The organism is Nitrosospira sp. Nsp13, from assembly GCF_900101945.1.
Classification (GTDB): Bacteria; Pseudomonadota; Gammaproteobacteria; order Burkholderiales; family Nitrosomonadaceae; genus Nitrosospira; species Nitrosospira multiformis_D.
In genome coordinates, this window is the sequence record NZ_FMVD01000014.1 from 65866 (window position 1) to 78183 (window position 12318).

Below are 12318 nucleotides of genomic sequence, written 5' to 3' on the forward strand. Positions count from 1 at the left end.
ACCAATTCAAGAAAAATCATGAATACTCGATCTCATCGATCAACTTTGTCTCCACCAGCGCCGCCAGGCCTGTAATGGTGGGTGACCTGAAGAAATCCGCCGGATGAAGGTCAACGCCAAAACCTGCCCGGACCCTGGAAAGGAGCTGTATACCCAGCAAAGAATCACCGCCCAGCTCGAATAGATTATCGTCGATACCGATTACATCCATTCCGAGCAGGTTCTGCCAGATCTCTGCGATCCCTTTCTCCAGCTCGCTGTCCGGCAATTTAAGAATTGTTTGCAGTGCAGGCCTTGGGTATCTCTCCCGCTTCGTGGCCATATCGAATTCTAGAGGCTGAGCAACCAGGTCATCCTGGGTCTGATTAAGCCTTTCGCTCAGATCAACCGTGGACACAATGACTTGAGGTCTCATCACCCCGTTCAGGATGCGCTCGAAAGCCTCGACTCCCTGATGAGGTGCAATCCCTACTCCCGCTGGCAATGCCATATTTGCCGCCATGCCCACTTCCCGCCAGCCGTCCCAGTTAACCGAGATCATGGGAAACGCGGGTTCACGGTAAGCAGCACGGGCCACGGCATCAAGATAGGCATTGGCTGCGCAATAATCAACCTTGCTGAGACCTCCCGCGATGGCCGCAAGTGACGAGCATAACAACATGAAATCCAGCGCCTCATCCTTGAATACGGCTTGCAATACACGCATTCCCTGTACCTTTGGAGAAAATATTTGTGCCACTATCGCCTCTGTTTTGGCCGATATCAGTCCACTGCCGACTTCGCCCGCGGCATGAATAACACCGTGAATGGCACCGAAGCGTTGACGTACCTGTGCGACAGCTGCTTTCAACTCGGCCTGGATTGCGACATCCGCTTGTAATACCAGCACTTCGGCACCCAGCGTTTCAAGATGCATGATCTTCTCTATCTTGTGGCGCGTTGAGTCCACGTTACCGGTATCCGACAGCAACCGCGGCCAGTTTTCCCGTGATGGAAACTGGGAACGCCCCAGCAACACGAGTTTTGCCTGACGCGTTTTGGCCAGATGCTCAGCCAGCGTGAGGCCGACGCCACCCAGTCCCCCCGTGATAAAGTAGACACCGCCTTGTCTGAGGCAAGACCGCAGGGGCGCGGGGTTGCGAATTAGATCGAAACATTGGATCCAGCGGTGCGGACCCCGATAGGCGACAACGGATGAGATGGAATCGGTTTGTGATTCCGCCAGAATCTGCTTGACAAGCCTGGCCTCCGCAACCGGGTCAGCGGGCTGCAATTCGATATCTATAATACGACAGGCAAGATGGGAATATTCCTGTGGAATGACTTTGCACGGTCCGAGCACCATTGCTTTTTCCGGACGCAATTGTTCATTGCCAGTCACATCCTCCAGCTGATTGGTTATAATCGTAATTTCCACTTCTTTACCCGCAGGAATAAGCGCCCGGACGCCCTCCAATGCTTGTGCGAGATAAAACAAACTGAAAAAATTCCTCGCCTGACTCTCTGCAAGCGACTGCCCTTCGCTATCCGCGGTGATGCTCCAGAGATGGAAGATATGACCGATCGTCCTTCCGTCATCGCGGATAGCATTCAATAGGAGATCGTAATCATGCCGTTCACCGGGGCGCATCGTGTAATGATCCTTATCCCTCCGACGAAATGCCGAACCAGCGGAAACCACGATGGGTTGGATTCCATTGCTTAATAAATGCGTGATCAGTGCGGTGCCGAGATGATGCTCGTCCTTGAAAACTATCAGGCCTTCGGCCGGATCTGAAGAAAAGCCGTCGAGCGTAAGTGCCACCTTATCGGCACGCCGCCATGAGGGCGCATAAAACCAGTCATCCAGCGATCTAACACCTGATTCGTTCCTCTCATCCATCCGCGCTCCGGTTCTAGTCTCGACCGCACGGCGGGCATGATCGCTTGCTGCACCAGGTTTAACCCAGTAGGACTGGCGCTCGAAAGGGTACGTGGGCAGTGGAACCCGATGGCGATGCTCTTCAGCATAGAAATTTTGCCAGTTGATGGCAACGCCGTTCAACCAAAGTTTACCAAGGGTAAGGTACAGATGCCTATGCGCCAGGTGGGCTTTGCCGGGATGAGGTAGCGATGAAAGAATGACCTGCTCCGGACTCACGTCGGGGTGCCGTTGCGCGAGCTTGGTCAAGGTTTCTCCTGGGCCGACCTCCAGCAAAATTCGAGTTGGATTGCTCAGTAATTCGTGCAGGCCATCGCCAAAGCGTACCGTCCCGCGCAAATGCCTTCCCCAATAACTGGGATCAGTCGCCTCCTGGGGAGTAATCCAGTCACCGCTGAGATTGGAGAGAAATGAAATTTTTGGCTGACATGGCCCAATCTTTCCGACCATATCGATGAAAGCAGGCAACATAGGCTCTATCATCGCTGAGTGGAATGCATGGGAGACATGCAATCGCCGGCTTGCGATACCTTTACTTTCCAGGCTCGCTTCCACGGTTTCCATCGCCGTCAACGAGCCGGATAAAACGCAAAGCTCCGGTCCATTGACCGCGGCCAAATCACAGTCAACGTTCAAGTAGGGTGTTATTTCTGCTTCCGGCAACATTACCGCAAGCATTGCCCCAGATTCCATGCGCTGCAATAAACGTCCTCGCATCGAGACCAGATGCAATGCATCCTCCAGCGAGAACACATCAGCCAGGCATGCGGCAACGTATTCGCCAATACTGTGACCTATCATGGCCGTGGGCATGACGCCCCATGACATCCATAGCCGCGCCAGCGCATATTCAATGACAAAAAGAGCTGGCTGCGTAGCTTCTGTTTGCGCAAGGCGCACCGCCGACGCAGCCTGTTCCGCCTCATCCTCGCCTGGATAGAGAAGCGTCAGCAGATCGAAATCAAGATGCGATTTCAACAAATCGAGACAATGATCGAACTCCTGCCGGAAAACCGGTTCGTTCTCATAAAGATCACGAGCCATATTGACGTGCTGGGCACCCTGTCCCGGAAAAAGAAATACCACTGGAGGATTCTCGAACGCCACTTGCCGGACGAGAAAGCGCTCCGTATCACGGCTTTCCAAAAGATTGATCGCATCCTCATTGTCGCGGCAAAGAGCGATGGCTCGCTGGGAGAAGCATTTTCTGCCGGTTTGGAGCGTATAGGCGACATCCGCCAGGGGCACTGCGGGATGAGTTTCCAGTTGATCACTTAAACGGGCAGCCATTGCCTCTAGGGCATTGCCGCTGCGCGCGGAAAGCGCAAGTATCTGCCAATTGCGGGAGGGCCCGGAAGGTTTTGCTGGCGGAGCTTCTTCCAGGACCACATGAACATTGGTGCCACCGATGCCGAACGAACTGACTCCCGCACGGCGTGGCGTCGAACCCTCAGGCCATGTCTTACCGATAGTATTAACGTAGAAAGGGCTGGTGGAAAAATCGATCTGTGGATTAGGCCGTTCAAAATTCAGGCTCGGTGGAAGAGTCTGATGTTCCAGCGCCATCACGGTTTTGATCAGACCGGCAACACCCGCCGCGGCATCAAGATGCCCTACGTTGGTCTTGACCGAACCAATGCCGCAAAATCCGCGCCTTTCCGTGCTCTTCCGGAACGCCTGCGTCAGTGCCGCGATTTCGATGGGATCACCCATCGTCGTGCCGGTGCCGTGCGCTTCCACGTAACTGATTGTGTCAGCGGATACGCCCGCAATTGCCTGGGCGGCAAGAATAACCTCTGCCTGCCCTTCCACGCTGGGTGCCGTGTAGCCCACCTTGGCCGAGCCATCATTATTAATCGCCGAACCCTTGACCACTGCGTGAATCGTATCGCCATCCGCCAAGGCGTCAGCCAGGCGTTTCAGCACCACGATCCCCACCCCGCTGCCAATCACGGTGCCTGCCGCCCGCGCGTCGAAGGCACGGCAATGACCGTCAGGCGAAAGAATAGCGCCAGCCTGGTAATGATAACCACCCTCATGCAGGAGATTGACCCAGACGCCGCCCGCCATGGCCATATCCGCTTCATGGTTGAGCAACCCCCGGCAGGCGACATGGATCGCCGCAAGCGAGGTGGAACAGGCGGTTTGCACCGTGATTCCCGGTCCGCGCAGATTGAGTTTATAGGAGACGGTCGTGGTCATCGAATCCTTGTTGTTGCCATTCATCAACCCTTGCAACGAGGATATGTCCTGCATGTCCGAGAAGTGCCCGCTGGGAAGCAGATTGAGCAGCAGATATGTGTTCACACCGCAGCCCGCATAGACGCCAATTAGATCCCGGTAAGCCGAAGCGTCATAGCCCGCATCTTCCAGCGCCTGCCATGCGGTCTCCAGGAAGAGTCGGTGTTGCGGGTCCATTTCCGCTGCCTCGCGCGGGGTGTAACCAAAGAAAGAAGCGTCAAAAAGATCTACGCCATCCAGGCTTGCACCCGCTTTTACATAAAGCGGATCGCCCAGTTGCTTGGCCGGAATACCGCGTGCCAGCAAATCATCATCGCCAAATGAAGTGATTGACTCTACCCCATCCCGCAGGTTGCGCCAGAAGGTGTTGACATCGTCCGCCCCAGGAAAACGGCCCGCCATGCCAATAATCGCAATTTCGATGCCTGTGTCCTCTGATAACTCGTCTTCATGGTGCATCAGTGAATCCTCCCTGCTTTCGGCTTGCGTTGAATAAAAGCGCCTCGTTGACGCTGTGCCCGTTCCTGATGGTGCTGCAAGGACACGTGTTCTGTCCGTTCCTGCCCGAGAAATCTTGCCAGGCTGGCAACTGTGGTGTATTTGAAGAGATCGATAATGGCGATGCGGGTGCTTAGCCGTTCCTCCAGCTTGCATTGCACTTTGATCAATAGCAATGAATGACCGCCGAGATCGAAAAAATTGTTATGCAACCCTACACGGGGAACCTCCAGAATTTCGGCCAAGACATCCGAGATCAATGTTTCCATTCTGCTAACAGGGGGATCGTAATCCTGTTCGTTCAATTGCTCAGGCGGGGGCAATCCCATCCGGTCGACCTTGCCGTTGGGACTGAGTGGCAGCGCATCCAGAAAAACAAACAAACTTGGAAGCATGTATTCGGGAAGCACTGTGCCAAGCGCAGTCTTAAGCAGCGCAGAATTAAGCAGTATCCCGGCATGAGCTGCCACATAAGCGATCAAGCGCGTGCCATTACGGCTCTCCTGCGCCACCACCGCTGCGTCGCGTACACCCGTTTGTGCCAGCAACTGTGCTTCGATTTCACCTAATTCAATGCGAAAGCCGCGTACCTTGATTTGATGGTCCAGGCGGCCTACATATTCCAGCTGCCCATCCATCCGCCAGCGCACCAGATCGCCCGTGCGGTAAAGGCGCCCTCCAGTCTGGCTGAATGGGTCGGCAACAAATCGCTCGCCTGTCAATGCTGGGCGATTAAGATAACCCCGCGCCAGGCCTGACCCTCCTATATAAAGCTCGCCTGTAATGCCGGGAGGAACGAGATTGAGTTCTTCATCGAGCACATATGCGTTTCGATCACCCACCGGCTGGCCGATGGGTGCATAGTCCCCATCGATGCCCGCCGCGGCGCTGCCTATCCAGGCGGTGGGTGTAATAATCGTTTCTGTCGGGCCATAGGCATTCACCAGCCGAACGTTCTTGAATGTCGCCTGGGTCGCGGCAAGGTCTGCGGCAAACCATGCTTCTCCTCCCGCGATGCACGTACGGACTGAAGCGCCATTCCCTCGCTCGATGGGCAGAAGCAGCCGCAAGTAAGCGGGCGGCAGGTGCAGCGTGGTTATCCGATGCGTCGTAATCAGGTCGATAAAATTATCGCTGGCCAACCCCCGTGCGGATGACAGTACAATCGCCGCGCCTCCACATAACGGGGTCATCCATTGTTCCGCGGCAGCGTCGAAATTTAGCGAAAAAAACATCAATTCCCGATCCCCGGGTTGAACATCGTAAATCTCGCTGATGGCTGTCAAATGCATTGCCAGGGGACCGTGGGGAACCACCACGCCCTTGGGTCTGCCGGTCGAACCGGAGGTATAGATCACATAGGCAGGATTTTCGCCATGCAATACCACGTCCGGGTTGCTCTCTATTCCAGCGCTTAAATCAAGGGTGTCAATTTCCAGCACGTCAAGCTTTGAGGCGCGTGGGATGCGTGCCTCGATAGAGCTTTGTGTCAGCAGCAACTGAATATCGCTATCTTCCATCATGTAATTCAGGCGATCCCGCGGGTATTCCGGATCAAATGGAACATATGCTCCACCCGCCTTAAGGATGGCCAGAAGACCCACTATCATCTCGATGGAACGTTCTACGGCGATTCCGACCCTGACTTCCGGCTTTACCCCGAGACCAATGAGCCGATGCGCCAGCCGGTTCGATCTGCGATTCAGTTCCGCATAGCTTAATTCGGTACTATTGAAAATCACCGCGACAGCATCGGGGCATTTTTCCGCCTGCCGCTCAATCAACTGATGTACAGGTTGCGTCGCCACAAAGCGCTGGTCATGGATACCCCAGGCTCGGAGCTGTCGCTTGTCGCTTTCGCTAAGCAGATCGATGTCGGCAATGGATCGCTCCGGCTGCCCGGCCAGCATCCGCAGGATATGAACGTAGTGCCGAGCCAGCCGCTCAACGGTCCGGGAATCAAAGAGCTCGGAAGCATGAATGAAGCTGGCCTGCACGCCGCCGTCCGGCGACTCAATGGTTTCCAGGATCAACTCGAACTGAGCCGCCTGCTCGGCGAGATCGTAGCCGGTCATCGTGAGCCCGGGTAGCTGCTGAAGTGCACGATAATCCCTGAGTAAATGGTTGATCGTCACTTGAAAGAGCGGACTATGACTCAGGCTTCGCTCCGGCTGCAATGCCTCGACCAATTGCTCGAACGGCAGGTCTTGGCAGGCTTGGGCATCAATGGCAGCTTCCCGTACCTGGTTCAGAACGTCGGCAAGAGCCATACGGCCATGTATTTCGCTGCGCAATACCTGAGTATTCACGAAGAAACCGATCAGGCCCGCGGTTTCGACCCGGTTGCGATTGGCTATCGGCACACCGACACGAATATCTTGCTGTCCCGTGTGACGGTACAACAAAGCATTAAACCCCGCCAATAAAGCCATAAAAAGCGTTGCACCCCGATCCTGGGCCATTCGGCGCACTCCACTCACCAGGTCCGCAGGCAAATCGAAGGCGTGCCGTGCCGCCTGGTAATTTGCTATCGGTTTCCGCGGGTGATCGGCGGGCAGCGCGAGTACGGGATGGGTATTTCCCAGATAATCGCGCCAGTAGGCAAGTTGTCTGTCCCTCTCCCCCGCATCCAGCCAGCCTCTTTGCCAAATGGCATAATCGGAATACTGGATGGGCAGCGCCTCAAGGTGCACGCTTTTTCCTTGCACATGGGCCAGATAACGCGCCGCAAACTCATCAACTAGAATCTGCATCGAAGCGCCGTCAGAGACGATGTGATGCATGACTATCACCAGGATATTCTCCTGATCGTCGATTCGAAGCAGTGCTACCCGAAGCAGCGGACCCTGGGTGAGATCGAAAGGAGCCGCGACGATTCGTTGCGCTTCTTGTGCAGCCTGCATTTCACGTTCTGAAACAGCCACCTGGCGTAAATCAAGATGCACAATATCAATCTGCAACACCGGTTGAATCACTTGTTCAGCCGCCCCATCCTTCCCCGGACGAAAAACCGTTCGCAATGATTCGTGGCGTTCCATAAGGCCATCGAAACCTGCGTGCAGTGCCTGGATATCCAGCATCCCGGTTAATCGCAACGCATGCTTAATATGATATGCGGTACTTGATGGGTCCAGTTGCCAAAGGAACCATTGACGTTGCTGACCGAAAGATAACGGTAAGGAATGCGCTCTGTATTCGGTCGGCAGGATTCGGATATCGGCGTTGCGCCGGGGGGTGCCCGTCGCCAAACGATGCTTGATCTCCATCGCGCACTCATGCAACCGTGAACTTTCAAACAGGCTCCGCACCGGAAAATCGATCTCCCAGCGATCGGCGATACGCGCGGCAGCCTGTACCGCGGCAAGTGAATTGCCGCCGATCGCAAAGAAATGATCCTCACGCACGAGTCCCGTGCGTTTCAGCACCGTTTCCCAGATAGCCGCCAGCGCAATCTCGGTTTCATCTGTTAACGCTTGTACTGGCTGTATGCCGCCACCCAGCAAGTAGCTGCCGTGTTCATAAATCGCATAGGCGTCCAGTGTGCGCTCACGCCATCCCTGACGACACGCGGCGCGCTGCAGCTTCCCGCTGGAAGTCTTGGGCAGAGCACCCGGATTCAGTAGCACAATCACCGAGAGTGGCTCGTGACAGCTGGCGCTGACTGCTTCGCTGAGTGCCTTTACCAGCGTTTCAACGGAAACAAGTTTTTGCATGCCACGGGATATCTCTACCGCAACTCCGATACCTTCGCCTTCCGCAGTGTCCACCGGAAAGGCTGCAACTCGCCCCTTCCGTGCGGCCTCGACCTCTTCTTCCACGATCTGTTCGAGATCCTGCGGATAAATATTCTGCCCGCGTACAATAATGAGATCCTTGCGCCGTCCGGCAATGTATAGCTGCCCGGCATGAACGAACCCAAGATCCCCGGTGCGCAACCAGCGCCTGCCTTCATGACTGACAAAAGTGTCCGCCGTTTCCCCGGGTCGTAGCCAGTAGCCGCAGGCGAGGCTTGGGCCATTTGTCCAGATTTCGCCGATGCTGCCATCCGTCAACGGGTCCAGCGTTTCCGGCTCGACGATCCTTATCGCGTGATGTGATACCGGCATGCCGCAGGCCACGAGGGGCGTCCCATGCTCCACTACTTCGGCATTGCCTTGGGCCAGCATCTCGGCTGAGAAATGGTGGGCTTCCATGCCATCCCCGCGCGTACCGCCGGTGACAAAGAGCGTCGCCTCAGCCAGACCATAACAGGGATAAATAGCATTTGCCGCAAATCCCACTGGCGCAAACCGTTCAATAAACGCACTCGTCGTGTCATACCGTACCGGCTCCGCGCCCGAGAAAGCAATGCGCCAACTCGACAAATCGAGTTCCCGCATCTGCGCGTCCCTGACTCGTTCCACACATAGCCGAAAAGCAAAATCCGGTGCACCGCTGACAGTGGCGCGATGACGCGAGATCGCTTCCAGCCAACGCACGGGCCGTTCGATAAAAAACCTGGGCGTCATCAGTATGGCAGGTATGCCCCGATGAATAGGCTGCAATAACCCTCCAATCAAACCCATGTCGTGGTAGAGAGGTAGCCAGCTCAGCCATATGTCCTCCGCATTCATCGACATGCCCTCCTCAAGCGCTCTCGCGTTCGCCATCAGATTGCTGTGACTGACCATCACCCCTTTTGGCGTGGAAGTCGATCCGGAGGTGTATTGCAGGAAGGCAATGTCGTCATCCCGGGGAACATGCGGATGCCAGGCGAAAGCCTCATCGGGTTTCACCGCATCTACCGCGACCATTGAGACTTGGGCAAATTGCTCCGCGCTTCCGATCAGAGGCAGAATTTCGCTGGTGGTGAGCACGCAACATGCCTTCGCATCGGAAGCGATCGCAAGCAATCTTGCCAGATGCCGCTCACGTGTCGATTCGGGCGGAAAAACGGGTACGGCGATCAAGCCGGCATACAGGCAGGCGAAGAAGCCAATGACATAATGCTCGTCGTTATCCAGCAAGAGCAACGCCCGTTCCCCCGCTGCAAAGCGCTCCTGAAGGATGGCGGCCAGTGCGCGGACATGCCGATCCAGTGCTCTATAACTGATTTTTGTATCAACGGCTGCACCACTCTGTGAATTCTCCGGGCGCACCACAATCAGCGCGGTATCATTTGGACGCGTCGATGCAAGCACCAGTAGATGCGTAACCATGTTTACCGGATAACTGCGATGCGAAATCAACCTTGCATTCATGGAGAATCCCTGTAAGTCGTCACAACTGGCGAACAATCAAAATTTATATGGAAATCGATACCGATTACTCTGTATTTCAGGAAATGCGGGGGTGATATCTATGGCCGCAACCGGCTACGATTGGAATGTCTTTAGCGCAGAAAACGCTGCATCATCTTTAACCGCCAGTGCCGCGGCGTAACCATCAGGCGCCTTAATGGACCATGCTTTTATGCCCGACCACTCGGGACACTCGTGTTCGATGCGGTAGCATTCCCCCTCACCTGGCAGAATGGAAATAGCCTGCAAATGCTCGGAAATTCCCTCACCCAGGGCTTTCAACACCGATTCTTTTGCAACCCAGTGTTTAATAAAGTCTTCATCTGTCTTTAATCCTGACTTACGTTCCAATGGCGAAAAAACATAGGCACCCAGACTTTTTACATCGATCTCGTGATCGCGTGATTCAATATCCACGCCGACCTGTCCGCCTGTCGAAAGCGCAATCAGAGCAAAGCAACCCGCATGCGAAACATTAAACTCGATCCCGGCATCGTCCCGTAGACAAGGCTTGCCATGGTGATTTGCAATAAACCTCAGCGTGTCCGGCGGTAACTCGAGCCGCGAACCCAGTATTCGCCGCAAAGCCGCCCGCGTTACGACTGAACGTACCTGGTCTTCATGCCTGCGAAACCGTGATGTGTAGGCAAGTTCGTCCTCACTCAGCAGAACCAGATCCGAATCCGATACCGGCGTCTGCAGATTCATTTTAAGTAACCAGACTTCAACGCTGGAAGGAACAGTTTCAGGCAGAGGCAAGCGCTGCATGGGGTACATCGGATAACTGGGCGGCATCTCCCGCCAGACGTTGCGCCAGAGTGGAAAGAAATGCCTCTTCATGCAGCCGGAGAAAGAAATGACCGCCCTCAAACCAATCCAGCGAGCAATTCGCGGCACTTTCAAGTCGCCATGCCTCGAGTTTGGACACGTCAATCTCATCCGCATGACCGCCAAAAACATGAATAGGGAGAGGCAGCGGCGGTAATTTCTGGTAGCGGAAGCTCGCGCAAATACGATAGTCCGCACCCAGCAAACCCAGGGTCATGGACAGCAGCTCAGGATTCCCGAACACCTCTTCCGGTGTCCCATCTTGCTTGCGAAGTTCAGCTATGAGAGATGCGTCGCTATCCTTGTCAGCATAACGTTTCCAATCCTGCTGCGAGGGTGCAGCACACGCGGATACCAATAAGGCCACCGGCAAGGGCCGCATTCTCGCGCGCAGACAATGGGCAACCCGGTAAGCCAGCAAGGCCCCCATGCTATGCCCGAAGAGTGCATATCGCTGCGATGGATTCATTGCAAGCTCATCACATAAGCGTACAGCCAGCGCATCAAAATTCTTCTCGGGCGTTTCATGCAGACGTTCTCCGCGACCAGGCAACTCAATCGGCTGCACTCTCACCCATGAGGGCAGCCTGCGCCGCCAGCGTAAGTACATGGCTGCACTGGCGCCTGCACAAGGCAAACTGAATAGTGTCAGCGGTGCCGGCATTACTGGCCCGCTCCCGATGCCTGTTCGTCCATGAAGCGCCGTAGACTCAAAGGCCGCATGTCGATCCAGACTCTTTCGATATATTCCAGACAGGTTTTTTTGTCACCGGCTATTTCCGTGTCACGCCAGCCACCAGGTATTACTTTCCATTCCGGCCAGATTGAATACTGCTCTTCGTGATTAATCAGGACGCGGAATATCCCGTCTTCACGATCAAAACAACTTGTCATAACGGATTCCTGAATTTGATGACTACAGATAAATTCCCGATCCAGTAGATCAGAATGCTTCTTATTCACCTAGACGAATCAGGACAAGGAAAGTACAAAGAAAAAAAACTTGCTTGTTCCTTAATATTAACGATAATGCCAATCGTTATCATTATTAACTACGGTATCATTAATGCCACTGCGTTAGGGTAAATGGAGTTACGTATTGGAGATCAGAATATCTTCGACGACCGCATTCCCGCTGTCCGAATAGCGGGAGACAAGAAGAGCAAAGGCTCGCTGGTTCTTATGGATAAACGATGCAGTTGATGGGAAAGACTGCCACGAACGAAAGAGCGCGCAGCCACATTGTGGCCAGCTTCAAAAGAGTCATGGGTATTTTTAATAACTTGACAATGGGGGTGAAATTTTCAGAGACGACGCGGTTATTGCGATGATTTGTTCTGGCAATAAGTTAATAATAATTTTTAGAAATTTTTATAGTTAAATATGGAGGGTAATTTAATGGCCTCAAAACTTAATGGCAACTTCTTCAAGAAAGCGGGCGTAACGGCATCCCTGCTAACATTATCGCTGCTTGTCAACCCGGCACATGCGGTTAACTGGCAGGAAGTGGGCGATGCGGGTCAATTGCTTGGCACGGCACAAGAGCCCCTC

Annotated in this window: 5 protein-coding genes; all 5 read right to left on the reverse strand. The window is 54.5% G+C overall.

Annotation, left to right across the window (positions count from 1 at the left end; all coding sequences use genetic code 11):
• Nucleotides 1-16: 16 nt before the first annotated feature.
• A complete protein-coding gene (locus BLO43_RS13995; RefSeq protein ID WP_090907599.1) occupies nt 17-4621 on the reverse strand; it encodes a type I polyketide synthase in 4605 nt (1534 codons plus the stop codon).
• Nucleotides 4621-9900, reverse strand: coding sequence for a non-ribosomal peptide synthetase (locus BLO43_RS14000; protein ID WP_090907600.1), 5280 nt, complete (start codon nt 9898-9900; stop codon nt 4621-4623). Before BLO43_RS14000 ends, BLO43_RS13995 begins: the two co-directional genes overlap by 1 nt.
• Nucleotides 9901-10014: 114 nt before the next feature.
• On the reverse strand, nt 10015-10707 hold the full coding sequence (locus tag BLO43_RS14005; protein ID WP_254773485.1) for a 4'-phosphopantetheinyl transferase family protein: 693 nt from the start codon (nt 10705-10707) through the stop codon (nt 10015-10017).
• On the reverse strand, nt 10685-11431 hold the full coding sequence (locus BLO43_RS14010) for a thioesterase II family protein (protein WP_090907602.1): 747 nt from the start codon (nt 11429-11431) through the stop codon (nt 10685-10687). Before BLO43_RS14010 ends, BLO43_RS14005 begins: the two co-directional genes overlap by 23 nt.
• Complete coding sequence (locus tag BLO43_RS14015; RefSeq protein WP_090907603.1) at nt 11431-11661, reverse strand: MbtH family protein; 231 nt, start codon at nt 11659-11661, stop codon at nt 11431-11433. The genes BLO43_RS14010 and BLO43_RS14015 overlap by 1 nt, the downstream gene beginning before the upstream one ends.
• Between the last annotated feature and the right edge of the window lie 657 nt (nt 11662-12318).